The sequence below is a fragment of the Pseudoalteromonas sp. Z9A5 genome (assembly GCF_011378875.1).
Lineage (GTDB): Bacteria > Pseudomonadota > Gammaproteobacteria > Enterobacterales > Alteromonadaceae > Pseudoalteromonas.
In genome coordinates, this window is sequence record NZ_WTLC01000009.1 from 19,540 (window position 1) to 45,128 (window position 25,589).

Annotated in this window: 31 protein-coding genes; 16 read left to right on the plus strand and 15 right to left on the minus strand. The window is 38.8% G+C overall.

Annotated elements, in window-relative coordinates:
• Positions 1-2: 2 nt before the first annotated feature.
• The 8 genes from hpf to GQR56_RS06560 form a co-directional block, all read right to left on the minus strand.
• Positions 3-290, minus strand: coding sequence for a ribosome hibernation promoting factor (gene hpf / locus GQR56_RS06525; RefSeq protein ID WP_024609454.1), 288 nt, complete (start codon positions 288-290; stop codon positions 3-5).
• Between the two features lie 27 nt (positions 291-317).
• Entirely contained in the window at positions 318-1,817 is a 1,500-nt protein-coding gene (locus GQR56_RS06530; RefSeq protein ID WP_166109635.1) for an RNA polymerase factor sigma-54, read from the minus strand.
• 69 nt (positions 1,818-1,886) lie between these two features.
• Positions 1,887-2,612, minus strand: coding sequence for an LPS export ABC transporter ATP-binding protein (lptB, locus tag GQR56_RS06535; RefSeq protein WP_024609452.1), 726 nt, complete (start codon positions 2,610-2,612; stop codon positions 1,887-1,889).
• Complete coding sequence (lptA, locus tag GQR56_RS06540; protein ID WP_024609451.1) at positions 2,609-3,154, minus strand: lipopolysaccharide transport periplasmic protein LptA; 546 nt, start codon at positions 3,152-3,154, stop codon at positions 2,609-2,611. The genes lptB and lptA overlap by 4 nt, the downstream gene beginning before the upstream one ends.
• Positions 3,144-3,698, minus strand: a complete 555-nt coding sequence (lptC, locus tag GQR56_RS06545; RefSeq protein WP_166109637.1) for an LPS export ABC transporter periplasmic protein LptC — start codon at positions 3,696-3,698, stop codon at positions 3,144-3,146. The genes lptA and lptC overlap by 11 nt, the downstream gene beginning before the upstream one ends.
• Positions 3,695-4,246: a 3-deoxy-manno-octulosonate-8-phosphatase KdsC gene (kdsC, locus tag GQR56_RS06550; RefSeq protein ID WP_024609449.1), complete on the minus strand. Its 552-nt coding sequence runs from the start codon at positions 4,244-4,246 to the stop codon at positions 3,695-3,697. The genes lptC and kdsC overlap by 4 nt, the downstream gene beginning before the upstream one ends.
• On the minus strand, positions 4,247-5,218 hold the full coding sequence (locus tag GQR56_RS06555) for a KpsF/GutQ family sugar-phosphate isomerase (protein WP_166109639.1): 972 nt from the start codon (positions 5,216-5,218) through the stop codon (positions 4,247-4,249).
• A gap of 3 nt (positions 5,219-5,221) precedes the next feature.
• On the minus strand, positions 5,222-6,190 hold the full coding sequence (locus tag GQR56_RS06560; RefSeq protein WP_166109641.1) for a calcium/sodium antiporter: 969 nt from the start codon (positions 6,188-6,190) through the stop codon (positions 5,222-5,224).
• 267 nt (positions 6,191-6,457) lie between these two features.
• Between GQR56_RS06560 and GQR56_RS06565 the strand changes: the two genes are divergently transcribed.
• Genes GQR56_RS06565 through murA form a run of 7 tightly spaced genes read left to right on the plus strand, consistent with a single transcriptional unit; the run spans position 6,458 to position 11,122 of the window.
• Positions 6,458-7,273, plus strand: coding sequence for an ATP-binding cassette domain-containing protein (locus GQR56_RS06565; protein ID WP_033024145.1), 816 nt, complete (start codon positions 6,458-6,460; stop codon positions 7,271-7,273).
• Positions 7,273-8,052, plus strand: coding sequence for a lipid asymmetry maintenance ABC transporter permease subunit MlaE (gene mlaE / locus GQR56_RS06570; RefSeq protein WP_166109643.1), 780 nt, complete (start codon positions 7,273-7,275; stop codon positions 8,050-8,052). Before GQR56_RS06565 ends, mlaE begins: the two co-directional genes overlap by 1 nt.
• 13 nt (positions 8,053-8,065) lie before the next feature.
• Positions 8,066-8,614 carry an outer membrane lipid asymmetry maintenance protein MlaD gene (mlaD, locus tag GQR56_RS06575; RefSeq protein WP_024609444.1) on the plus strand — a complete coding sequence of 183 codons (549 nt, stop codon included), beginning with the start codon at positions 8,066-8,068 and terminating at the stop codon, positions 8,612-8,614.
• Positions 8,615-8,619: 5 nt separating this feature from the next.
• A complete protein-coding gene (locus tag GQR56_RS06580) occupies positions 8,620-9,300 on the plus strand; it encodes an ABC transporter substrate-binding protein (protein ID WP_024609443.1) in 681 nt (226 codons plus the stop codon).
• The gene (locus GQR56_RS06585) at positions 9,293-9,586 is read left to right on the plus strand and encodes an STAS domain-containing protein (protein WP_024609442.1); all 294 of its coding nucleotides are present in this window, start codon (positions 9,293-9,295) and stop codon (positions 9,584-9,586) included. Before GQR56_RS06580 ends, GQR56_RS06585 begins: the two co-directional genes overlap by 8 nt.
• A 5-nt stretch (positions 9,587-9,591) precedes the next feature.
• Positions 9,592-9,849 carry a BolA family protein gene (locus GQR56_RS06590; RefSeq protein ID WP_006792109.1) on the plus strand — a complete coding sequence of 86 codons (258 nt, stop codon included), beginning with the start codon at positions 9,592-9,594 and terminating at the stop codon, positions 9,847-9,849.
• 13 nt (positions 9,850-9,862) lie between these two features.
• The gene (murA, locus tag GQR56_RS06595) at positions 9,863-11,122 is read left to right on the plus strand and encodes a UDP-N-acetylglucosamine 1-carboxyvinyltransferase (protein ID WP_166109645.1); all 1,260 of its coding nucleotides are present in this window, start codon (positions 9,863-9,865) and stop codon (positions 11,120-11,122) included.
• A gap of 148 nt (positions 11,123-11,270) precedes the next feature.
• On the opposite strand, the gene GQR56_RS06600 is transcribed toward murA, so the two are convergent.
• The 3 genes from GQR56_RS06600 to GQR56_RS06610 form a co-directional block, all read right to left on the minus strand.
• Positions 11,271-12,353, minus strand: coding sequence for a trypsin-like peptidase domain-containing protein (locus GQR56_RS06600; RefSeq protein WP_024609440.1), 1,083 nt, complete (start codon positions 12,351-12,353; stop codon positions 11,271-11,273).
• 102 nt (positions 12,354-12,455) lie between these two features.
• Complete coding sequence (locus GQR56_RS06605) at positions 12,456-13,808, minus strand: Do family serine endopeptidase (RefSeq protein WP_166109647.1); 1,353 nt, start codon at positions 13,806-13,808, stop codon at positions 12,456-12,458.
• A gap of 135 nt (positions 13,809-13,943) precedes the next feature.
• Positions 13,944-14,387, minus strand: coding sequence for a YhcB family protein (locus GQR56_RS06610; RefSeq protein ID WP_024609438.1), 444 nt, complete (start codon positions 14,385-14,387; stop codon positions 13,944-13,946).
• 134 nt (positions 14,388-14,521) lie between these two features.
• Here GQR56_RS06610 and zapE point away from each other — a divergent pair, with 134 nt between their 5' ends.
• From zapE to GQR56_RS06650, 8 genes are all read left to right on the plus strand, one after another.
• Positions 14,522-15,610 carry a cell division protein ZapE gene (zapE, locus tag GQR56_RS06615; protein WP_024609437.1) on the plus strand — a complete coding sequence of 363 codons (1,089 nt, stop codon included), beginning with the start codon at positions 14,522-14,524 and terminating at the stop codon, positions 15,608-15,610.
• A 271-nt stretch (positions 15,611-15,881) separates the two neighbouring features.
• On the plus strand, positions 15,882-16,310 hold the full coding sequence (gene rplM, locus GQR56_RS06620) for a 50S ribosomal protein L13 (RefSeq protein WP_007378318.1): 429 nt from the start codon (positions 15,882-15,884) through the stop codon (positions 16,308-16,310).
• 8 nt (positions 16,311-16,318) lie between these two features.
• Positions 16,319-16,711 carry a 30S ribosomal protein S9 gene (gene rpsI, locus GQR56_RS06625; protein ID WP_024599268.1) on the plus strand — a complete coding sequence of 131 codons (393 nt, stop codon included), beginning with the start codon at positions 16,319-16,321 and terminating at the stop codon, positions 16,709-16,711.
• A 582-nt stretch (positions 16,712-17,293) separates the two neighbouring features.
• The gene (gene petA / locus GQR56_RS06630; RefSeq protein ID WP_007580333.1) at positions 17,294-17,884 is read left to right on the plus strand and encodes a ubiquinol-cytochrome c reductase iron-sulfur subunit; all 591 of its coding nucleotides are present in this window, start codon (positions 17,294-17,296) and stop codon (positions 17,882-17,884) included.
• Positions 17,884-19,149 (plus strand): cytochrome b N-terminal domain-containing protein, encoded by a 1,266-nt coding sequence (locus GQR56_RS06635; RefSeq protein ID WP_024609466.1) that lies wholly within the window; start codon positions 17,884-17,886, stop codon positions 19,147-19,149. Before petA ends, GQR56_RS06635 begins: the two co-directional genes overlap by 1 nt.
• Positions 19,146-19,895, plus strand: a complete 750-nt coding sequence (locus tag GQR56_RS06640) for a cytochrome c1 (RefSeq protein ID WP_166109650.1) — start codon at positions 19,146-19,148, stop codon at positions 19,893-19,895. The genes GQR56_RS06635 and GQR56_RS06640 overlap by 4 nt, the downstream gene beginning before the upstream one ends.
• A gap of 80 nt (positions 19,896-19,975) precedes the next feature.
• Positions 19,976-20,602 (plus strand): stringent starvation protein SspA, encoded by a 627-nt coding sequence (sspA, locus tag GQR56_RS06645; RefSeq protein ID WP_008172749.1) that lies wholly within the window; start codon positions 19,976-19,978, stop codon positions 20,600-20,602.
• Complete coding sequence (locus GQR56_RS06650) at positions 20,602-21,039, plus strand: ClpXP protease specificity-enhancing factor (protein WP_024609468.1); 438 nt, start codon at positions 20,602-20,604, stop codon at positions 21,037-21,039. The genes sspA and GQR56_RS06650 overlap by 1 nt, the downstream gene beginning before the upstream one ends.
• Before the next feature lie 128 nt (positions 21,040-21,167).
• On the opposite strand, the gene dolP is transcribed toward GQR56_RS06650, so the two are convergent.
• Genes dolP through GQR56_RS06670 form a run of 4 tightly spaced genes read right to left on the minus strand, consistent with a single transcriptional unit; the run spans position 21,168 to position 24,636 of the window.
• Positions 21,168-21,734, minus strand: a complete 567-nt coding sequence (dolP, locus tag GQR56_RS06655; protein ID WP_024609469.1) for a division/outer membrane stress-associated lipid-binding lipoprotein — start codon at positions 21,732-21,734, stop codon at positions 21,168-21,170.
• Positions 21,727-22,320, minus strand: a complete 594-nt coding sequence (locus GQR56_RS06660; protein ID WP_024609470.1) for an SIS domain-containing protein — start codon at positions 22,318-22,320, stop codon at positions 21,727-21,729. Before GQR56_RS06660 ends, dolP begins: the two co-directional genes overlap by 8 nt.
• Positions 22,321-22,373: 53 nt before the next feature.
• Entirely contained in the window at positions 22,374-22,745 is a 372-nt protein-coding gene (locus GQR56_RS06665; RefSeq protein WP_166109653.1) for a YraN family protein, read from the minus strand.
• 13 nt (positions 22,746-22,758) lie between these two features.
• Complete coding sequence (locus tag GQR56_RS06670; RefSeq protein WP_166109656.1) at positions 22,759-24,636, minus strand: penicillin-binding protein activator; 1,878 nt, start codon at positions 24,634-24,636, stop codon at positions 22,759-22,761.
• Between the two features lie 61 nt (positions 24,637-24,697).
• Between GQR56_RS06670 and rsmI the strand changes: the two genes are divergently transcribed.
• Entirely contained in the window at positions 24,698-25,555 is an 858-nt protein-coding gene (gene rsmI / locus GQR56_RS06675) for a 16S rRNA (cytidine(1402)-2'-O)-methyltransferase (RefSeq protein ID WP_024609473.1), read from the plus strand.
• The last annotated feature ends 34 nt before the right edge of the window (positions 25,556-25,589 follow it).

Consider the following 25,589-nt stretch of genomic DNA (forward strand, 5'->3'; position numbering starts at 1 on the left):
TATTAGTGTCGAGCAAGCTTCTCTTTGTGTTTGATAACTTGTCGATCGAGCTTGTCAATCAACGAGTCAATGGCGGCATACATATCTTGATGTTCAGTAGAGGCAAATAATTCCGCACCACTGACATGAATTGTTGCTTCTGCTTTTTGGTTTAATTTTTCTACATCGAGAATGACATGAACATTATTAATATGATCAGAGTGTCTTTCTAGCTTCGCAAATTTAGTGTTTACATAGTCTTTTAGTGAATCGGTTACTTCTACGTGACGACCAGTTAAGTTTAGTTGCATAAGCGTTACCCTCTTTGTTTTTGCGTCTTAAATCAGACTTTTTCGCTGATTTGACGGTGGAATAGCCAGAGATTCGCGGTACTTTGCGATCGTGCGTCTAGCTACTTTAATTCCTTGCTCAGCCAATATATCCGCTATCTTGCTATCACTCAATGGTTTTGCTGAGTTTTCTGCTGCGATTAATTTTCTAATCAGAGCGCGTATTGCCGTAGATGAACATTCGCCACCATTTTCGGTGCTTACATGGCTTGAGAAAAAGTATTTTAACTCAAAGATTCCACGTGGCGTGTGCATATACTTTTGGGTTGTTACGCGAGAAATAGTCGACTCGTGCATTTCTACCATTTCAGCAACATCATTTAAAACCATTGGTTTCATGGCTTCTGGACCGTGTTCAAAAAAGCCTTGTTGTTGCTTAACAATACAATTTGTTACTTTTAACAATGTGTCGTTTCTGCTTTCTAGGCTTTTAATAAACCATTTTGCTTCTTGTAAGTGTGAGCGAATAAATTGGCTATCACCACTCGATTTAACGGTACGAGACATTGCAGCATATTGGCTGTTTACTCTTATTTTAGGCATGCTATCTGGGTTTAATTCTACAACCCAGCGACCTTTAATTTTTTTAACCGACACATCAGGAATAACATACTCAGACTCTTCTCTAACAATCGTATCAGCGGGTTTAGGGCTGAGAGTATGTATTAGTGTCATTACTTCTTTAAGCTCTTCTTCTTTGAGCTTAGTTTTTTTCATTAATGTACGATAGTCACGAGCAGCTAATAAATCAATATGCTCGGTTAAGATCATTTTTGTTTCATTAATGTAAGGTGTTTCTTTATCAAACTGGTTAAGCTGAATACACAAACATTCTTGTAAACTACGTGCAGCAATACCGACCGGATCAAACAGTTGGATACGCTTTAAAACGGCTTCAATTTCGTCAAGTTCGACTTCGTTATCATCTTCGTTTTCTTGATTGAAGCTCTCTAAAATTTCTTCACAGCTAAGTGTTAAAATACCAGAATCATCTACGGCTTCAACAATAGCGATTGCAATAGCTTCATCAGTAGGGCTAAAAGGCGTTAATTGTAACTGCCACATTAGGTACTCATGAAGTGTTTCGGTTGAAGCACCTTGGTATATTGACTCGTCCTCAGGCATTGGTCCTGATGACGATGCAGGCGCAGCACTCATGTACTCATCCCAGCTAACATCCATAGCCATGTCGTCACTTACTGTATCTTTAGCAAGTGCTTCACCACTATCTTGTTCGTATTCGCTAGGAGCATCATCTGCAGATGCGCTAACAGTAACGTCATCGTTATCAGCTTTTTGCTCATTTTTGCCAGCAGAATCTTCTGCGTAGTCGTTTTCTTCAACTTCTAGCAGCGGGTTGCTATCAAGAGCTTCTTGTATTTCTTGCTGGAGATCCAATGTACTGAGTTGCAACAAACGAATTGCTTGTTGCAGCTGTGGTGTCATTGTAAGTTGCTGGCCCATGCGCAGCTGTAATGATTGCCTCATTTATCTCTAACAATCCTTTTATGTTGTTATAATTAATACTAGCAGATGCTCAAAGACATGGCGTTAATGTTACAGCCTAAATTGCTCGCCTAAGTAAACATCGCGTACTGTTTTATCGTTTAATACGTGTTCAGGAGTGCCAGATGCAATTAGCTCCCCATGAGAAACAATGTAGGCTTTTTCACAAACATCAAGGGTTTCTCTTACGTTATGATCGGTAATTAATACACCAATCCCACGGTTTTTAAGATGTTCTATTATTTTCTTAATATCTAATACTGAAATTGGGTCTACACCAGCAAAAGGTTCATCTAGCAATATAAACTTAGGATCGGCGGCAAGTGCACGTGCTATTTCTACACGACGACGTTCACCACCGGATAAAGCCATACCTTGGCTATCACGAATATGCTGAATGCTAAATTCATCCAATAGATTATTTAATGTGTCTTCTCGGGCTTGTTTATTTAGCGATTTACGCGTTTCTAAAATAGCCATTAAATTTTGGTAAACAGTCAGTTTTCTAAATATTGACGATTCTTGTGGTAAATACCCTATGCCTAATCTAGCACGACTATGCATAGGTAAAAGAGTAATATCGTTATCGTCGATAGATATTTTACCTTTGTCGCTAGGTACAAGTCCTACAATCATATAAAACGTTGTAGTTTTACCTGCACCATTAGGTCCAAGTAAACCAACAATACTGCCAGCCTTAACCTCAAGACCTACATTTTTAACAACTTCACGACCTTTATAGCTTTTTGCTAACAGCTCTGCTTTTAATGTGCTCATGGTTGACCTTTATCGCTTTTTTTACTTTTTGTAGCTTCAATAGGCACTAAAATAGTATGAACGCGATCGGTAGAGTTTTCGTCTTTTTCAGCACTAATAAGCTGTTGCTGCATATCGTAAGTAATGCTTTTTGCGTTAATTTTTTGTCCAGCTTGCGATACTTGTGCATCGCCAACAAGTGTTAAAAAACGCTTAGCTACATCGTAACGAACTTCGTTCGCACTTGCGCTCATTATTGTGCCGTCATCTTGCTTTTCTTCAAAGTACGCAGGGCTGCCAGTGGCAATTAATAACTGTTTATTATCACCTAATTCGTCACGCTTATGCACTTCGAGGCGGTCAGCCGTAATGCGACGGTTACCATGAATAATTTCAACATTTTTTTCAAAAATACCTACATTAGCTTTTAGTTGGCCTTCTTGTTTGTCGGCACTAATTGATATTTGATTAGCGGCAGGTTGTGTACTTTGTTCTGCTGCATTACTATTAAAGGCTAGTATAAGTGTAGGAATAATAAGTGATTTTAATATTTTATTGGTCATAGTATATGGTTCGCGTATGGTTAATGAGTTTTATCACTTCAGTTTTTAAATCGGCTTCGAGGCCTTTACCGGTGATTTTTAAGTTAGGTCCAGTCACAATGACAGGCTGTTCGGAGCGCATCGTCAGTTGCTTTATATCTACTTGAATATTATCGGCATTGATCTTATCAATCATTGCGTTGTCAGTTAGATTTTTAGCGACTACGTTGCCCTCTAAAATTAACTGTTTACCTTCATACAACGTTGCTTCATCCGCATTGATGCGCCATGTTTGCTTTTCGTTATATAAAGTGAAAATAGGTTTTTCAAAAAAGGTAAAGCCTAACTGTTGATACAGCTCCATTTTTGCAGCTGTTACTTTATGGCTAATTTTACCATTCTCATCATACGCCGTTTGCTTTAATTCTATGGCGATATAATCAGGTTTAGCTACAACTTCTTGCTCTACCTGCGTTGCAATATTTGTTTGTGTAAAATAAGGGTACCAAAGCCAAACCATACAGCTGATGAATAAAACGCTTAGTATTATGCGCGCTGCATTCATGAACTTGTACCTTGAGTAGTTAATGGCTTATCGTTTTCAAGCATTAGTAAATCGGTTAGTTCTCTTACAGCACCAAAACCGCCTGGCATTTGTGTAGTGTAGTGCGATAAACGCTTAATTAGTGGATGCGCATCGTTAACAGCTACTGCAAAACCGACTAATTCCATTACTGGCATATCAGGACCATCGTCACCTATATAGGCAATTTGTTCATCGCTTAAGTTGAGCTTATTTTTTAGCTCTTGGTAGGCAATAAGTTTGTTTTCTTGACCTTGATAAATATGTTGAACGGTTAAGCTGCTCATACGTTGTTGCACTATATGCGAATGACGCCCTGTAATAACAGCAACTTCAAACCCGCTATTAATAAGTGCTTTTATACCAAACCCATCTTTTGTATTAAACGCTTTTAGCTCTTCGCCTTGGTTTCCAAGGTAAATACGCCCATCAGAAAATACACCATCAATATCGCATATAAGCAGTTTTACTTTTTTAGCGCGCGCTTTTGCGTCATCGCTCAGCGGTTGATAGAGTTCTTCAAATTGCATTTATAATACTCCTGCTTTTAATAAATCTTGCATATTCAGTGCGCCAATAGGCTGGTTTAACTCATTTACAACGATTAAACCATTAATGCGTTTGTGTTCCATTATATTAAGCGCTTCGGCTGCAAGCATACCTTGAGTTGCCGTAGTGCATGATTTGGTCATTACAACATCTATAGGTGTTGAATGGATATCTATGCGTTGCTCTAAAATACGACGTAGGTCGCCATCAGTAAATAATCCGGCCAATTGCTGGTTTTCGTCAACAATAGTCGTCATGCCTAAGCCTTTTGCAGACATTTCAATAAGTGCATCTTTTACGGTTTGTGAAATACTAATAATAGGCGTGTTTGTACCGCTGTGCATAACATCTTTTAAAGTAAGCAATAAACGTTTGCCTAAACTTCCACCAGGGTGAGAAAGAGCAAAATCATCGGCAGTAAATCCACGAGCTTCTAAAAGCGCGACAGCCATAGCATCTCCCATGGCGAGTGTTGCCGTTGTACTTGCTGTTGGCGCTAACCCTAAAGGGCAAGCTTCTTTTTCTACTTTAATGCATACATGTACGTTAGCAAGTATTGCCATTGTAGATTCTGTATTACCCGACATGGCTATTATTTTTGCACCAAGGCGTTTTAAAACCGGAATAATATTTAATACTTCGCTGGTCTCCCCTGAGTTGGAGATAAGTATTACTACGTCACTTGAAGTGATCATCCCTAAATCGCCGTGACTTGCTTCACCTGGATGTACAAAAAAAGCAGGGCTACCTGTGCTAGCAAGAGTTGCTGCTATTTTAGTGCCTATATGACCAGACTTCCCCATGCCAATAACTATAATACGTCCTTTGCAATCAAACATTAACTGGCATGCTTGATTGAAGTTTTCATCTACATATTGAGTAATATCACTAAGTGCTTGACGTTCTATATCAAGAACGCGCAGACCTTGTTTTATAAAATTCAGTTTTGTCATGATTTACCCTACTTGACTAAAAATGTACCCTTGGTAGCTCAAAAATGCGACTAGCAATAAACCACCTTCTACTCTATTGATACGTTGAGAACCTCTAAAGTTCAATGACATAACAATAAGGGCGATGGTTGCGCCAATCATGATGAGTATATCGCGACTAGCTACCGATGGGTCGATCATTGATGGATTAATAATACCAGCAAGCGGTAACACGGCTAAAATATTAAAAATGTTTGAACCAATAATGTTACCTAAGGCTAAATCATCTTCATTTTTAAGCACACCAGCAATTGAAGCTGCAAGCTCTGGTAGGCTAGTGCCAATAGCAATAATAGTTAAACCGATAACCAAGTCACTCAGACCAAAATATTTTGCAATATCGACTGCTGAGCCGATTAAAAAATATGAGCTTACCGGTAATAAAACTATACCTATCACTAACCAAAATAGCGCTTTTTTAGTGGATACGTTATTAGGAACATCGTCACAAGCTTCTACTACCAACGGATCATTTTTATTTTTCGAACGTAATGATACGATAATCAATCCGCTAATAAACACCACAAAGCCAATTAGAAGTGCGATACCTTCAGTTAATGAAAAGTAGTTATCTGAAAAAATATACCAAGTAACAAACGATATTATTAGCACAAGCGGTATTTCGCGTTTCAATGTACCTGATGAAACATTGAGAGGGCGAAATAAGGCTGTAACACCCAATACAAGTAAAATATTTGTTATGTTTGAGCCAATAACATTGCCTACCGCTGTGTCTGTTTTGTTAGCTAATGCTGCAGAGACCGAAACCATCATTTCTGGAGCAGAAGAGCCCATAGCAACAACAGTTAAACCTATAATTAAGGTAGAAACGCCAACGTTTTTTGCAAGCGCCGCAGCGCCATAAACAAACCTGTCTGCACTCCAAACTAAAGCTGTAAAACCAAGAATTAAAATAACAAACGAGGTAACCATTGCGTTAAGCCAGTTATTCAAAATATATATTGTGCGAATAGTAACAAAAGCCAACATGAAAGTATAAATAAAAGAGTAAGGTCTACTTGTTGTGTAGCACTTGTTTTATAAATGTTTTAAGCGCTTTTATTCAAAGCTTAAGCCGGGGTTAAGCCGTTTTAAGCGAGCCTTACGATCCATTTCGCAGGTGTATTACAAAATCTTACGAATTGTTTTTTCCATCTTGGGTGAAAAAGCCTTAAAATAGGAGAACTAGTGAACATTTTTATGGAGAGCGACTTGTCGCAATCAATAGTAGAAGTAAAGGATGTTAGCTTTTCGAGGGGCAATCGAAGCATATATAAAAATATGAGCTTTAGCGTTCCTAAAGGTAAAATCACTGCGATTATGGGACCAAGTGGCATTGGTAAAACAACTATGCTGCGTTTAATTGGTGGTCAGCTTAAACCTGACTCAGGTGATATTTTATTTGAAGGCGGCAGCATTCCAAAAATGACGCGCAAAGAATTATACGAAGCGCGAACTAAAATGAGCATGCTATTTCAAAGTGGTGCGTTATTCACTGATATGTCGGTATTCGATAATATTGCTTTTCCTATAAGGGAGCACACTAAACTGAGTGAAGATTTAATTCGGTTAGTGGTATTAATGAAATTACAGGCTGTTGGATTACGTGGTGCTAAAGATTTAATGCCTTCAGAGCTTTCAGGTGGTATGGCAAGACGTGCTGCACTTGCACGTGCGATTGCATTAGATCCAGAGTTAATCATGTATGATGAACCATTTGCAGGACAAGATCCTATTTCGATGGGCGTATTGGTTAAGCTAATTAAGTCGCTTAATGAAGTGCTTGGTTTGTCGTCTTTAATTGTAACGCACGATGTGACAGAGGTAATGAGTATTGCCGATCACGTTATTATTATTGCCGATCAGGGCGTAATTGGTTGCGGTACTCCAGATGAAATGCGAAATCATGAATCTCCTTTAGTTCAACAGTTTTTAAAAGGCTTGTCGGATGGCCCAGTACCATTTCATTTTCCGGCTCAAGCTTATGCAGATGAACTGCTTGGAGAAAAAGCATAATGTTGGATTTATTTCAAAGGCTAGGACATAAAACGCTAGGTCGTTTTGCGGCTCTTGGGCGGTCAGCTTATATGCTATTTAGTGCATTGGCGCATGTTCCTAATTTTAAAAAAGGTTCGCCACTGCTTATTCGTCAACTTTATATGGTGGGTTCGCAATCGTTACTCATTATTATGGTGTCGGGTTTATTTATCGGCATGGTATTAGCGTTACAAGGTTATACCGTGTTAGTTGGTTATGGCGCTGAGGATAGTTTAGGGCCGTTAGTTGCACTGAGTTTATTGCGAGAACTGGGTCCGGTTGTTACTGCATTACTTTTTGCTGGGCGTGCAGGTAGTGCACTTACTGCTGAAATAGGTTTAATGAAAGCAACTGAGCAGCTTTCATCACTCGAGATGATGGCAATTGATCCGCTAAAACGTATTATAGCACCACGCTTTTGGGCTGGTTTTATCAGTATGCCATTGCTAGCACTAATATTTTCAGCCGTAGCAATTATAGGCGCTCATTTGGTTGGTGTTGATTGGCTTGGTGTAGATACAGGTAGCTTTTGGTCAATAATGCAATCTCAAGTGTCGTTTCAGCAAGATATATTAAACGGTATTATTAAGAGTTTTGTATTTGCCATTGTAGTGACCTGGATAGCGCTTTATAAGGGCTATGACTGTGTACCGACTTCTGAAGGGATCAGTAAAGCAACCACCGAAACGGTTGTTCATTCGTCATTGGCAGTTTTAGGTTTTGACTTTATTTTGACAGCGGTAATGTTTACCAGCTAATAGGGTATAGATAATGAATTCACGGAAATTAGAAATTTTAGTTGGCTTTTTTGTCGCACTTGGCATTTTAGCTTTTGCAATGTTAGCGCTTAAAGTTGCCAATTCAGGTATTAGTGGTTCTGGTGAAACATACACACTAAATGCAAAGTTTGAAAACATCGGATCATTAAAAGCACGTGCACCAGTAAAAGTGGGTGGTGTAGTTATTGGTCGTGTTGATTCTATTTACGTTCACCCACAAGAGTTTTTACCTGTTGTTAATATGACTATTGATGCACAGTATTTGTGTCGTTTTTCAGATACAAGCTCAATATCTATTTTAACTTCAGGGATTCTAGGTGAGCAATATTTAGGAATACATCCGGTTATTTCTCCAAATTCAGCAGAGCAACGCTGTTTAGGACAAACCGTAACTGAAAATAAACAAGACGAAGCGATTGATGATTTATTTGGTGTAGAGAGTAAAGCACTAGGTGATGGCGATTCAATTACAGATACTAAGTCTGCCATAGTACTTGAAGAATTAATTGGGCAGTTTTTATTCAACCAAGGTAGTGAGTAATTATTATGTTGAAAAAGTTTTTAGCTATTGTAGCACTAGGTACAATGACATTAACGCAAAGCGTTAGTGCCGCAGACGTTAAACTGGTCGATCCGAACAAAATGGTTCGCCAAGTAGCAGACAACACATTTGCGCGTATTAAAAAAGACCAACCATTAATTGTTAAAGATAGTGAGCATCTTCGCGTTATTGTTGAAGAAGAATTAATGCCTTATATCGATTATAAATATGCAGCACTTCGCGTATTAGGTAGCGAAGTATCTAAAGTACGCGCTATTACCGATGATGCTGAAAAAGCAAAAGCAATTAAAGATATTCAACGCTTTATTGTTGTGTTTAGAGAATACTTAGTTGCAACTTATGCTGGTGTATTTACACAGTATACAAATCAAAAAGTTGAATTTGGTGCTGAGCAAGCATTTAAAGGCAAAGATGTCGTTGTTGTTAAGACTAAAATTGTTGAAGATGGTAAGCCTGACATTAAAATCGATTTTAAAGTACGCGAAGACCGTGACGGTGAATGGCGCGCTTACGATATGATTGCTGAAGGTATTAGCTTATTAGATGCAAAACAAAGTGAACTACAAGGTATTTTACGCCAGCAAGGTATCGATAACGTAAGTAACCTTTTAGAGCAAAAGAGTCAGTTACCAGTACAGTTTAGAGGTAATGGTGCGAATGACTAAACTGGCGATAAGCCATGTTGATGAACAACATTTTCGAGTGAGTGGTGAACTCACTCGAAATTCAATTGGCGATGAACAACTTCTGAACAACAAGTTATTAACTAAGCATAAAATCGTCTATTTTGACCTTAGTGAGGTATCTAGGGTTGACACAGCGGGCTTAGCTTGGTTAATTCACTCTTTTGCAGAATTAAAGCAACAAGGCGTACGCCTCGAGTTGCAAAATCCACCTGAACAATTGCAAAATTTAATGCAGTTGGGTCAAGTTACAACCCTATTTGAGTGAGAGTTATGGAAACTAGCCAAGTCGAAACATTATTACGCGAAGAACTTCAATTAGCTGAAGTGCATGTGAAAGCCAATGGTAGCCATTATGAAGTTGTTGCCGTAGGTGAATGCTTTGATGGTTTAAGCCGAGTTAAAAAGCAGCAGCTAGTTTATGGTCCATTAATGAATACAATTTCAGATGGCACAATTCACGCAGTATCAATTCGTGCTTTTACTCCAACAGAGTGGAAACGTGAACAAAAATTTATTTTACCGCAATAAATAGGGCTCCCTAATGGATCAATTTGTAATTCAAGGTGGCACTTCACTTGCGGGTGAAGTTACTATTTCTGGCGCTAAAAATGCCGCACTTCCTATTTTATTTGCTTCTCTACTAGCTGATGGTAAAAGTACATTTTCTAATGTACCCCGTCTTCGCGATATAGTGACCACCGAAGCATTATTAAAAACCCTAGGTGCAGATGTTAATTGGCATGGCGATACGTTAGTAATTGACGGTGCAACGGTCAATAAAACATTAGCGCCATACGACTTAGTTAAGCAAATGCGCGCATCTGTACTTGCCTTAGGTCCTTTGGTTGCGCGTTTTGGCGAAGCCCAAGTGTCGTTACCTGGCGGTTGTGCTATTGGTGCTCGTCCTGTTGATATTCATATTCAGGGCTTAGAGCGCATGGGCGCCCAAATTGACGTCGAAAACGGCTATATTAATGCCAAGGTAAATGGTCGTTTAAAAGGCGCTGAGATCTTTATGGAAATGGTAAGCGTTGGCGCTACCGAAAACCTATTGATGGCAGCAGCACTTGCTGATGGTAAAACGGTACTTGATAACGCTGCACGTGAACCAGAAATTATCGATTTAGCCAATTGCTTAATTGCAATGGGCGCTAAAATTATTGGTGCGGGCACTAGCCGTATTGAAGTTGAAGGTGTTGAGCGTTTAGCTGGATGCGAACATAGTATTTTACCTGATCGAATTGAAACCGGTACATTTTTAGTTGCAGCAGCAATGGCTGGCGGTGAGGTACTTTGTAAAAATACCGATTTCCATTCACTAGAGCCCGTAATTGAAAAGCTACGTGCAACGAATGCGCATCTTGAAGTACATGAAAACAGTATTTATTTAGATATGCGTGGTCGTGAACTTAAAGCCGTTAATATTAAAACAGCGCCGCATCCTGGTTTCCCTACTGATATGCAAGCTCAGTTTACAGCTTTGAATGTAGTGGCAAATGGCAGTGCAACAATAACAGAAACAATTTTTGAAAATCGTTTTATGCATGTACCAGAGCTGCAACGTATGGGTGCTAATATTCGCTTAGAGGGCAATACAGCAATTTGTGGTGACACAAAAAGCTTAAGTGGCGCTCAGGTAATGGCAACTGATTTACGTGCTTCAGCGAGTTTAATTTTAACTGGCATAGTGGCACAAGGTGAGACAATAGTTGACCGTATTTATCATGTTGATAGAGGTTATCAACGTATTGAAGATAAGCTTAGTGCGCTAGGTGCAAATATTAAACGAAGAAGTAGTTAATAATTTTTTACTTCTAGCTTAGTGCTATGCGCTTTTAGTTAATGGTTATCTTTAGTAAATAAAAAGGCGTAGTGCTGACACTACGCCTTTTTGCTTTATCTACTAAAAATAAATAGCTGTAAAGTTAATAAAGGTTATTATCTTTAATTTATAGTTTTGTCTCAAGTTCAGCAACAGTCACCATAATTTTTTCTATTTTCCCATCTCTGTAAAGCTCAAATTCTATTTCTTTACCTGGCTCTGTATTACCTATTTCTTTTAGTACACTTTGTGGATTAGCTACAGAAAGCCCTGCAATTTTAATAACAATATCTTGCTCCTCAATGCCAGCTTGCCATGCCGGGCCTAGAGGGTCTAAGTTTGTAATACGCATACCAGAAACCGGTGTAAGGCTATCGTTAACTTCTTTGCCAGTGCTATCAACTGCGGTGCCTTCAAAGCCTAAGTAGCCACGTACAACACGACCATGGCGAATTAATTTACCCATTACTTCTTTTGCTAGAGAATAGGGAACTGCAAAAAATATTCCCTGAATATTTAAGTTTTCGCGCGTTTTAAATTGCGCTGAGGTAATACCTACTAAGTCGCCATTAGAATTAACTAATGCACCGCCAGAATTACCAACATTAATAGCCGCGTCCATTTGCAGTAAATTGTTGTAAGGGCTATCAGTAATTTTTTGCTTACCGGTTGCGCTAATAATTCCTTGGGTAATTGTTTGCCCTAAATTAAGTGGATTACCTATTGCAAGTACTACATCACCTACACTAGACGCATAGTCATCATTTATAGGGATTACAGGCAGGTGGTCTGCATTGATTTTAAGTAATGCTAAGTCGGTAATAGTGTCAAAACCAATAAGTTGCACATCAAAAAAACGTCTGCCATCGGTTAAAATAACCATAATCTGATCTGCATTATTAACAACATGGTAATTAGTTAAAATGTAACCGTCTTGCGACATGATTACGCCCGATCCTAGCTCTTGTACGGTGTTTTTTCTTTTATAACGTGGTTCTTTAGAAATACTCTCTGAGAAAATAGTAACCACAGAAGGAGCTGCACGTTTAACGGCATCCGAAAAACTTAAATGACTAGCGCTCATAGCACTTGGTAAAGGAACGTTAGGAAGTAAGGCCGCTCGCATATTAGGGCTGAAAAAAACCACTAAAAAAGCAATACTGAGCCCTGCAAATAAAGGGGGGAGAACAAATTTTATTAGTTTCAGCACGAGTTTCTTATTATTTAAGTGAGCAATCTCTTTATGATGACATAAAAAAAATAACAGCGGCAAGTGCCACTGTTATTTTTATTACATTAATCGTGTTATTTATTATTGAATTAAAATAAATATAGACTCACGACCACGTTTAACACCAAGTACGATATTACCTTTTGTACTATCGATGATTTTATTCATATCACGAATCGTTTCAACTCGTTGACGATTCACTTGCATTATTATGTCGCCTTCTTCAAGACCAACTCGTGCAGAAGGAGAGCGAGGGTCTACTGATGTAACCTCTATTCCTTTATTACTATTTTTTTGCACGTTTTCAAGCTCGGCACCTTGGAATGCAGGGTGTAGTTCTTCGCCTGTAGCTGTCACACCGGATGCACCATCAAGCGTTACTTTTACTGTTTTAATTTTGCCGTCGCGGTAAATACCGAGTTTTATTTCGCGACCTTCACCTAGCGTAGCAATTTTACTGCGCAGCTCATGGAAACCACTAATATCACCACCGTTAATACTAACAATAACGTCACCAGCTTCAATACCTGCTTTACTTGCCGCTGTATCGTCCATTACTTGCATAACGTAAGCGCCTTGCTTTACATCAAGTTGCTGTGCTTTGGCGAGTCCTGCATCAAGAGGGCGACCAGATATACCTAATGAACCCCGACGTACTTCACCGTGTTCAATAATTTGATCAACAAGGTTTTTCATCATATTCGATGGAATGGCAAATCCAATACCCACGTTGCCACCAGAAGCACCTAAAATAGCCGTATTAATACCAATCAATTCACCGTTAAGATTAACTAATGCACCGCCAGAGTTACCTTGGTTAATAGCTGCGTCGGTTTGAATGAAATCTTCATATCCTTCAATGTTTAAACCACTGCGACCAAGTGCACTTACAATTCCAGACGTAACTGTATGGCTTAAACCAAATGGGTTACCAATAGCAACAGCAAAGTCACCTACGCGTAAATTATCTGAGTTTGCTAGTTTTAGTTCTGTTAAATCGTCGGCATCAATTTGTAATAAAGCAATATCTGATTCTTTATCTGCACCGACTTTAGTTGCTTCAAACTCTCGTCCATCCTCTAGGGTCACAACCATTTTTTCGGCATCTTGAATTACATGGTTATTAGTAATCACATAACCTTCATCAGCGTTAATAATAACACCTGAGCCTAAGCCGCTAAATTGACGTTTTTGGCTGCGAGGTTGTTGATTACCAAAAAAGTATTCTAAGGGGTCTGCACGACGGCGTACTTCTTTAGAACCTGAAACCTGAATACTTACAACGCCAGGAGTGATTTTTTCAAGCATTGGCGCAAGAGTTGGTAATTGTTGACCATTCACTGCAATTGGCATTTTTGCATAAGACGTTACCGGGCTTAATAATAAGCTGGTAGATAAAATAGCTGCACTGATAAGTGATAATTTCATTTTCATAGTCAGGGTTAACTCCACGTAGAGAAAAACAAAAAACCAAAAAGGGCTACTTTAAAGCAGCCCTTTTTGGTTTATTGGAAAGATAAAACAACAAAGCTGTTATATCTAAAGACTATGGGGTCAAAAAAAAGTTCATCAAGATGCTTTAGAATGTTCTGAAACTTTGTTTTCCCCTACAAATAAACCTGATTCGCCCGATACATAATCCGCAGGTTGAGCTGCGGCTGAAGAACGATCGCATTGACGTTCTTTTAAAGACGCTTGTAGTTGCTCTGTTGTTTCTTTAGAAAAGAAAGGTTCGGCTGGCGTTTTCTTTTTGTCTTCTAATAATAGTTGATTGGTCTCTTCAACATGACTAAGTAGTTGATCGTAGTTTTCTTTCATTTTATTCACTAGCTTACCAGTGTTTGCTAAATGATCGGCTACATCTTGACGATATTGCTCTAGAGTACTCTGAGCTTGCTCAGCTTGTTCTTTCAATTCATCTTGCTTAAATTGTTTTTTGGTAACAATTGCACCAATAAAAAATGCTACAACAGCAACAATAACAACTAAACCTACCCACATAACTGTGCCCATAAAATCTACCCCTTTGGGAAAATAACTAACAAATGCCGATTCAATTATAAATCATACTAAGGGTAATATACCCCGAGTTATGATGCGTGTTAATATGTTAGGCAAATTAAACTGCGTTTTAACTGTAAATAGATATGACTCCTTGGCAAACATACCAGCAAGATCTTAAGCGAGATGACTTTGTATACGATGCAGCGCAAGAAAATGCAGTGCGTCATTTACAACGTTTATACGATGACCTAATTCAAATAAAGCCCAAACAAAAAGGCTTTTTTGCAAAACTATTTAATAAAGATGAACCAGCTCCTATAAAAGGTTTATATTTTTGGGGTGGTGTAGGTCGGGGTAAAACCTATTTAGTTGACACCTTTTATGAAGCTCTTCCGGGAAAACGAAAAATGCGCGTACATTTTCATCGTTTTATGCACCGAGTACATGAAGAGCTTAAAAAATTAAACAACACAGCAAATCCGTTAGAAACAATAGCCGATATTTTTAAAGCTGAGACCGACATAATATGTTTTGATGAATTTTTTGTTCAAGACATTACCGATGCCATGTTGCTCGGTGGGTTAATGGAGGCATTATTTGCACGCGGAATTGTACTTGTTGCAACATCTAATATAGTGCCTGACGAACTTTATAGAAATGGCTTACAGCGAGCGCGTTTTGTGCCAGCAATTGAGCTTGTTAAAGAAAACACTGAAATAGTTAATGTAGATTCTGGGATTGATTATCGATTACGTACATTAGAGCAAGCCGAGATTTTTCATAGCCCATTAGATGAAGATGCGGATAAAAACTTATTTGAGTACTTTGATAAGCTGTCGACAGAACCAGGGCAACTGAACGGGCCTATAAAAATAGAAGGGCGTTTAATTAAAACGCGTAAAGTAGCTAAAAGCGTTGTGATGTTTGAATTTAGTGAATTATGCGAAACAGCGCGTAGCCAAGTGGATTACATGGAAATTAGCCGACTATATAATACGGTTATTATATCTAACGTAAAACAACTAGGTCAAACCAACGATGATGCAGCAAGGCGCTTTATTGCTTTGGTAGATGAATTTTATGAGCGCCATGTAACTTTAATTATTTCAGCTGAAAAACCTATCACCGACCTTTATACGCAAGGCAATCTTAATTTTGAATTTAAACGCTGTATAAGTCGCTTGCAAGAAATGCAGTCATTAGAGTATTTAGCGAAAGAACATTTGGTGTAATTTTTATTTATAGTAAGTAGATAAACTAATCATGTGCTTGCTATAAATATTTTAATGAAATTTCTTGTGGAAAAAACAGGCGCTTGGTAGCAATGTTGTTTAAGTGCTGGTATACTCCCGCGTCTGCCACGTTGCGTTCTATGCCATCATATAGTCTAGCCACTTGTGAGCGGCGCAAAAGTCTAAAACTCGAAGGGGTTATAGCAAACTTAGAGCAGTAGTTAATATTAACTACTTGTGGTTTTAATTGAAAAACATTGGATTTTTATAAATGAAAACGTTTGTTGCTAAACCAGAAACAGTAAAACGTGACTGGTACGTAGTTGACGCTGAAGGTAAAACTTTAGGTCGCATCGCTACTGAAATCGCTCATCGCCTACGCGGTAAGCATAAAGTTGAATATACACCGCACGTAGATACTGGTGATTATATCATCGTTATCAACGCTGAAAAAGTTACTGTAACTGGTAACAAATTCAAAAACAAAGTGTACTATTCACACTCTGGTTTTCCAGGTGGTCTTAAGTCTACTACTTTTGATAAACTTCAAGCTGCAAAGCCTGAAATGATCATCGAGAAGGCTGTTAAGGGCATGTTGCCACGTGGTCCTTTAGGCCGCGCTATGTACCGTAAACTTAAAGTTTACACAGGTACTGAGCACAACCATGCTGCACAACAGCCTCAGGTTCTAGACATTTAAGGAGCACCATCATGGCAAATCAATACTACGGTACAGGTCGTCGTAAAAGTTCAAGTGCTCGCGTATTCTTACGCCCAGGCACTGGTAACATCGTAATCAACAAACGCTCTCTAGAAGAGTATTTTGGTCGCGAAACAGCACGCATGGTTGTTCATCAAGCTCTTGAGCTAGTTGATATGACTGAAAAATTTGACCTTTACATCACCGTTGCCGGTGGTGGTACAACTGGTCAAGCTGGTGCTATCCGTCACGGTATCACTCGTGCACTTATGGAGTTTGACGAGTCACTACGTCCACAACTTCGTAAAGCAGGTTTTGTTACACGTGATGCACGTAAAGTTGAACGTAAGAAAGTGGGTCTTAAGAAAGCGCGTAAGCGTCCACAGTTCTCAAAACGTTAATCTATACGTTATCAAGAATTCAAAAACCCAGCTTATGCTGGGTTTTTTGTTTTTAAATCAAAAAGTTTACATTTGCAACTTAATATAAATTGGTTAATGACTGAGGTCTGGCTTGATGATTACAGCAATTCATGGTGATCAAGTTTACTAATAACTGCGTATTAATCGAACGAAAGTTAAAAAATACTCAGATAGCTGCAAAAAAGTTAAATAATTATCGCAATTAGTGTAAATCCTTCAGTTAATTGATGGATTTTTTTGCTACAATTGTCCGGTAAGTAAAATGAGCGGGTTAACAACACTATGTACAGTTATTTACTGTTTCCTCTTAGTGAAGTTGATCTCGGTCAGTATATAGTTTTTACAAAAGCGGTATTATAATTATTCAGTTTTATACTCGGGCTTGCTTAACCAAACCATTGGTCAAGTTAGGTTCTTTAAGTATGGGACAGTGAATAACCTTGTTTTAATCAAGGGTTTTAATTATGATCGCTTTTATTTTAAAAATTTCGAATAATTAACCTGCTGTAACTGATGTTCTCAATATAGCAAGTGTTGAGAATCATAAGTGGAGATAAGTGGATGAGCAATGCGCCTGTAGACAATGGCCGACGTCGCTTTTTAACCATAGCTACCTCTGTTGTTGGTGGTGTTGGTGCGGCTGGGGCTGCTGTTCCTTTTATTGCGTCTTGGAATCCAAGTGAGCGAGCTAAATCTGCGGGTGCGCCTGTAGAAGTAGATATCAGCAAACTTGAACCGGGACAATTAATACGTGTCGAGTGGCGTGGTAAACCTGTATGGGTTGTATCACGGACCCCAAAAATGCTTGAGCAAATGAAAGAACATGAAGGTCAACTTCGTGATCCGCATTCGCAAGAGCCACAACAATTAGAATCATCAACAAATGATTACCGTTCATTACGTCCAGAGATATTTTTGGCTGTAGGTATTTGTACGCATTTAGGGTGTTCACCTGGCTTTTTCCAAGGTAATTTTAGTGAAAAAGTTGAAGGAACCGATGATGGCTTCTACTGCCCGTGTCATGGTTCTAAATTTGATATGGCAGGCCGTGTATTTCAATCGGTACCTGCTCCATTAAACTTAGAAATACCACCTTATACTTTTCTTGATGAGACCACTATTTTAGTGGGCGAAGAAAAAGGGGCAGCATAATGTTTGGTAAGATTATTGGTTGGATAGACGACCGTATCCCAATGACACGTGTTTGGAACATGCATATTGCACAGTATCCAGCACCTAAAAACTTTAACTTCTGGTACTTTTTTGGCTCATTAGCCATGTTAGTACTAGTAAACCAAATACTAACTGGTATTTGGTTGACGATGAACTTTGTTCCATCTTCTGAGGGCGCATTCGCCTCAGTAGAGTACATCATGCGTGATGTACCATATGGCTGGTTACTACGTTACTTGCACTCAACAGGTGCATCAGCGTTTTTCATCGTTGTATATATGCATATGTTCCGTGGCATGATCTACGGTTCTTATCAAAAGCCTCGTGAGTTATTGTGGTTGTTTGGTATGTTTATCTTCTTAGCATTAATGGCAGAAGCATTCATGGGGTACTTATTACCATGGGGTCAAATGTCATTCTGGGGTGCGCAGGTAATCATTTCATTATTCGGTGCTATTCCGGTTATTGGTGATGACTTAACACTTTGGATCCGTGGTGACTATGTAATATCTGGTGCAACGCTTAACCGCTTCTTTGCATTACATGTAATTGCACTACCACTGGTTATTGTAATCTTAGTTTTCTTACACATTGTTGCTCTACACGAAGTGGGTTCAAACAATCCTGAAGGTATTGAGATTAAGCGTAAGAAAGGCTCTGTAGCTGAAAAAGATAAGCCTAAATTTAAATTTCATGAGTATTACACTGACAAAAAAGATATTGTTGATGCGATACCGTTCCACCCTTACTACACAGTTAAAGATATTGTGGGTGTGGTTGGCTTCTTAATCTTGTTTTGTTGGGTTGTGTTCTTTATGCCAGCGATGAATGGCTTCTTTTTAGAAGGTCCAAACTTCGAGGCAGCTAACCCACTTAAAACACCTGAGCATATTTTCCCAGTTTGGTACTTTACGCCATTCTATGCAATCTTACGTGCAATCCCTGATAAGCTTATCGGTGTTGCGGCGATGGGTGCATCGATTGTGGTACTTGCGTTATTACCTTGGGTAGACCGCGGTAGAGTTAAATCGGTTCGTTACCGTTGTGGTTTTCATAAATGGAACATTGCAGGTTTTGTAGTTACTTTCGTTCTTTTAGGTTGGGTGGGTGCAACTCCACAAACTGACTTGAAAACGATTATTTCTCAAATCTGTACTGTGACTTACTTTATGTTCTTCGTACTGTTGTTTGTATACAGTAAGAATGAAAAAACTAAGCCATTGCCAGAGAGGTTAACGAAATGATGAAAAAGCTTATTATTGGTTTATTTGCTTTATCAGTAAACTTGTTGCCTAACATGGTTATGGCAGCAGGTCCGTCGGTTCCTTTAATGGAAGCGAATAATGACCTTACTGATCAACCATCTTTACAACGCGGTGCAAAGTTGTTCATGAACTACTGTCTTGGTTGTCACCAAATGCAGTATCAACGTTATGAACGTACTTTTCGTGATATCGGTATCCCAACAGAAGTTGGTTTAGAGCAGTTGATTTTTGACGGTTCTAAAGTAGGTAGCCATATTACAAATGCGATTAAAAAAGACGATGCAGCAAACTGGTTTGGTGCGGCTCCGCCGGACTTAACGCTAATTGCTCGTGTAAAATCACCAGATTATATTTACACGTACTTAAAATCGTTTTATAAAGATGAATCTCGCCCGTTTGGGGTTAACAACATTGTTTTCCCATCGGTAGGTATGCCTCACGTTCTTCAAGAGCTACAAGGTTTACCAACGCCTATAACTAAAGATGTAGAAGAGCATGGTCACACTGTGACTAAAGTTATTGCTACTGAAACAGATGGTACGGGTGAATTAAGCGTAGATGAATACGACCAAGCGGCTCGTGATTTAACGAACTTCCTTGAATACGTGGGTGAACCTTCACGTCTTGAATCGGAAGCGCTAGGTATTAAGGTAATAGGGTTTTTAATTATCCTATTTATCTTGGCATTTATGCTTAAGAAAGAATACTGGAGAGATGTTCATTAAGTTGAACATTTTTAAAGGTAATTTTGCAATAGGGGCTTAAGCCCCTTTTGCTGTTTTAGTTATTTAATGGAGGTATAGGCATGGCCGTAGCTGCCAATAAGCGCCCTGTAATGACCCTTTTTTCTGGTGCTAACTGTATGTATAGCCACCAAGTACGTATTGTACTTGCGGAAAAAGGTGTAAGTGTAGATATTCATTTGGCTGAAAAAGATAACTTGCCAGAAGCACTTCACGAAATTAACCCTTACGGTACAGTGCCAACACTGATTGACCGTGAGCTTGGTTTATATCAGGCAAACATCATCATGGAATACCTTGATGAACGTTTTCCTCATCCTCCACTAATGCCTGTTTACCCGGTAATGCGTGGTCGTAGCCGTTTAATGATGCACCGTATTGATACTGATTGGTACAGCCTTGCTGAAAAAATCATCAATAACACATCAGATGCAGCTCAAGCTCGTAAAGAGTTAACAGAGGCTTTACTAGCTGTAGCACCTATCTTTAGCGAAGCACCTTACTTTATGAGTGAAGAGTTTAGCTTAGTAGATTGTTACTTAGCTCCATTACTATGGCGTTTACCAGAATTTGGTATTGAGCTTAATGGTGCTGGTTCTAAAGAGCTTAAAGAATACATGATCCGTTTATTTGAACGTGAGTCATTCCAAGCTTCTTTAACTGAAGCTGAGCGTGAGATTCGTTTATAATGACGCCTAATCGTCCTTATTTATTACGAGCTTTCTTTGATTGGATAGTGGATAACGAATGCACACCACATTTAGTGGTAGACGCTGGATTTGCGAATGTACAAGTGCCAACGCAATTTGTTCAAGATGGACAAATTGTTTTAAACATAAGTCCTTCAGCAGTAACTCAGTTTTCGTTAGACCTTACCCAACTTAGCTTTAGTGCGCGCTTTGGTGGTCAGCCAATGCAAGTTTATGTGCCTTTAGGTGCAGTACTAGCAATATACGCGCGTGAAAATGGCGAAGGTACAGTCTTTACAGCAGATGAGTTTTTAGAGGACGAAGACAACTTTGCTCCAGAGCTTGAAAGTGTTGATTCATCAAGTGAATTTACTGATGAAACACCACCAGAAAAGCCTGAAAAGAAAAAAGGCTCCCATTTACGTGTTATTAAATAATATGTAAGTGCCAAAAAAAACCGCTAATTAGCGGTTTTTTTATGTCTGTAATAACTCATTAAAGTTTATAGTCATTAAATTAGAAAATTAATCGTCTTAACTATAAATTATCACCTGAGTTGGTGAGGTTACATATATTCAAAAACTTTAATTACACGTTCTACGCCAGATACATTGCGAGCAATATTTACGGCTTGGTTTGATTCTTGTTCTGATACTAGACCCATTAAAAATACTTCCGCGTTTTCGGTAACCACTTTAATGTTATTACTGCTGATATCTTTAGCGGTAAGTAGCTGCCCTTTAACTTTAGAAGTCAGCCAAGAGTCGTGAGTTTGTGTAGTAATACCAATATTTGAACCAATACGAATCTGATTGTGTATTTTACGAATACCCGAAACGTCTTCAATCGTTCGCTGAGCTTCGTCTTTCATTTCTTGGTTTGGAACCTGACCAACAAGTAAAACAATGCCATTAACGCTTACAGCGTTTATATGGGTGAATTTTTCGATACGTTCTACTTCACTAAGAGCAATGCTGGCTTTTATTTCAATGTTGTTATCGTCAATTTGTGAGCCAATGGTACGACGATCGTTTGCAGCCGTTACTGCACTTGCCGTACCTGCAACAACTGCTGCTGCACAACCTTGTAATAATACAACCGTGCCTAAAACAATAAGAGAGCGTTTAAACATAATTTTCATCCTGAGGGAAAAGCGTTAAATCAACCAGTTCGCTTAAACAATGTAAGTTAACTAAATGCGATTCGATAATACGACTAGGGCGCTTTGAAGGTGTTCTAATTTCTACGTCGTTAGGACCAAGTAAACCTACTAATTCGCCGCCATCATCACCAACCATAACTATGACCTTCATATCTTTAGTTAGTGCGGCTTCAACGGCAGAAATAATATGCTTTTCATTACCATTAATTGCCAAAACTAAAAGTAAGTCACCTTGTTGGGCAAAAGCCCTTACTTGACGAGCAAAAGTTTCATGGTCATCGCTTTGGTTTGTTTGTCCCAAGTTTATATTTTCTTGAGATAAAGCAATAGCAGGTAGGCAAGGGCGTTCAGTTTCATAATGATTAACTAATACACCCGCCATATGTTGCGCCAGCATATGGCAATTTGCAGTACCACAACAAATTAGTTTGTTTCCGTTGATCATACTTTGCGCAATAGTAAATGCGGCTGATTCAAGTGCGCTAGGTAAAACTTCGCCGGCGGCTATTTGTACTTGAATGCTTTCTGTAAAAATTTCTTTAATTGTATCTTGCATGGAATACCAATAATTTATACTTAGTCTTTAACTAAAGTTCAGGTTATTTACGCCTAAAATACGTTTTTAAGCCAATTAATATTAGGAGATGAGTCTCCTGTGATGGCTACATAATCAATTCTTAGCGCTTGATTGGTTAAGTTTTTAGCCGCTAAATAATGATATATACTGCGTTTCAGCCGAGCTTGCTTTTGTGGACCTAAAGCGTAATTAGCGCCACCACGAGCATTATTTTTACGAAATTTAACTTCAATAAATACAAGAGTGTTGCCATCTTTCATAATGACATCAAGCTCTCCAAAGGGGCAGTAATAATTTCTTTCAATAGGCGTTAGCCCTTGAGTAATTAAATACTTTTGCGCTTGAAGCTCATAATACTGACCTTTTTCACGACTATTTTGCCACAGCTCTTTAAACCACGACATGTCGCCCCCTTGTTTAATTTATAGTTTGTATTTCACTCGCTGTTTGCATAAACAAAGGCACCGGACGCTGTGTTTTTAACTGCACAGGTTTAATACGGCGGTTTGAATATTGTGCCCAGTCGAGTGTGCGTTCAATGTGCCCACTACTGTTAACAGATAATTTGCCACTCAAGCCACTAAATTGGCTGCTAGGCATAACACTTAACTGCCTAATATCGTGTAGCACTGATACCGCGTCATAGGCCATAGCAAACAAGCGTTGACTTATATCAGCTTGATCTGACCATAGTGAATTGTATTGCTCTCGCAAATCTTGCTGTTTTATTTGTGAGTTAAGCATCCATGGTAGTTCTGTAAAGTATAGGCCATCTAAATCGCCTTTGTCTGTGCGGTCTATCTGCTTACTATGACTTTTTGAACTTGCATAAAGTGGAATGCGGTCTGAAAACGTACTTACATTAACATCAAGAAAAGGCTTAATTAAACGTGTTTCAATTGCATCACCTAAAATATAAATAACATCTATATCACCACGAGAGCGTGTTTCATTTTCTACTTCTTGTCTAAATAATGCTTTTACAGTTTTTATACGCTCTTTTGATTTATCAACTTCTAATAGGCTAGTAATTGTATTGGGCATATCTTTTTTATCATCGTAAAAACCAATCTGTGGTTTAGTCTGACTGTAACGTTGCCATTGTAAATTAAAATAGTCTACAAGACGTTGCCCGTTAGCATTATTAGGTGCTAATAGCATTGGTTTTTGATAACCCATTGCTAAAAAATGCTCTAAAGCTTGTTCTACTTCGTGCTCAGGATTAAGCGCAAAAAAGTAATGCTGCAAAGAAACCCGGTCGCCATCAAAGGTATTTAAATGTAGGGCAGGAGTATCTATTAATGTTTTAGCATTAGCGAGTTTATCTATATTAACTTTTAATAAAGGACCTACAACAAAGTCAGGTTTTATTTGTTCAAGCTGCGCTGCAATTTCTTCTGTACTTAGGTTTTCATCAATAAAAATAGTTTCATTGATATTTTGTTTATCAAGAGCGGCTAACACGCCTGCTTTAAGTGCATCACCTAAGCGCTCATTAGGGCCCGACTGAGGAAACATTACAACTAAACGTTCAATATTTATAGGGGCCAATTCAGTCAGTGCTTCATCTTGTTTAGGCAAAATACTACGCGCCGGATGACCTACATAACGGCGACGCCAATTATTAATGGCTTGATCTAATTCAACCCCACTGTTTGCATAAACTTGTTGATATAAAGCAAGGTTTACCCAACCTTGCTGAATAACCGTTCCGCGATTAAAGCGTTCAAGTGCATAAGATGATAATTGCTTTAAGTTGTCCCACAAACTTTGATTAAGTTGTGGTATTTCCATATTGTTTTTAGTTGCTGTTTCAGAGGCTCTAAAAAAATAAGGCGCAGCTTTCTTCGGAAAATTTTGTGATGCATAAATGCTTGCTGTTAAAAACTGGTGCCAAGCAAAATGTTCAGGTTGAGTAAGTTGACCATCTAAAGATTGCAAAATAACTAATGCTTGGTCATTTTTGTTTTGTTGTTTTTGTGCAAATGCAATATAAAGGCGGTTTTGAATTTGATCAACACTTGCCGTTAGCTCAAGTTCACTACCTATCTGCTCTAATAATGACCAGTTTTGCTCTGTTATAGCTGCATCACGTGCGCTATACAATAACTGTATTTTATCGGCACCTTGGCGATTTTGAGCTAATAAGTAAATAGATTCTGCACTGGTTGCCTGATTTTTTAGTGCATTAGCGCTGTTACTGAAGTTATCGCTGTTTTTAGTTGGTTTTTCGGTTGTGCTACAAGCCGATAACCCTGACAATATAATTAATAGACTAACTAGTTTAAGTCGCACAATGATTTCCCAATACGTTAACGCGATTTGCTTATATTACTGACTGACGCAGGAGACCTCAATGTTAAATGAGGAGAATTCACAGAAAATTGGCACTCTTTACATTGTAGCCACCCCAATTGGCAATTATGACGACTTAAGTCAGCGAGCAATCGCGACATTATCGCAAGTTGACTTAATAGCTGCTGAAGATACTCGCCATACCGGCAAGCTACTTAGCCATTTTGGTATTAAGGCTAAAACCTTTGCATTACATGACCACAATGAGAAGCAAAAAGCACAACAAATTATTGATCAGCTCAATCAGGGTTTAAATATTGCTTTGGTTTCAGATGCTGGTACACCATTAATTAGTGACCCTGGTTATGCAGTTGTAAACCTGTGCCGCGAACAAGGTGCCCATGTAACTCCTGTACCTGGTGCGTGCGCTGCAATTACTGCAGTATGTTGCTCTGGCTTACCAACTGACCGTTTTCAATTTTTAGGTTTTACACCCGCTAAAAGTAAAGCTCGCCAAGACTTTTTTATTGAAGCCGTTAATTCAAGTATGACGAGTATTATGTACGAAAGTACGCATCGCATTATGGCAAGCCTTGACGATTTAGCTAATGCACTCGGTGACGATCAACAAGTTGTGTTTGCTAAAGAGCTAACTAAAACCTTTGAAACATTTTTTAATGGCAGTGTCAGTGAGTTAAAGCAGTTTTTAACTAATGATCCGACTAAGCAACGCGGTGAAATAGTACTCATGTTGCCTGGTAAACCAAAGTTAGTCGATGATGTACCGCCTGAAGCACGCAAAATGCTGACGCTACTTGAAAGCGAAATGCCAATGAAAAAAGCCTGCGGTATTGTTGCAGATTACTTTGGAATGAAGAAAAACGCCCTGTATAAAACAATTATTGAAGAAAAAGAGTAAATCTTACTGCGCTTGGCATTTGCCTCATGTATAC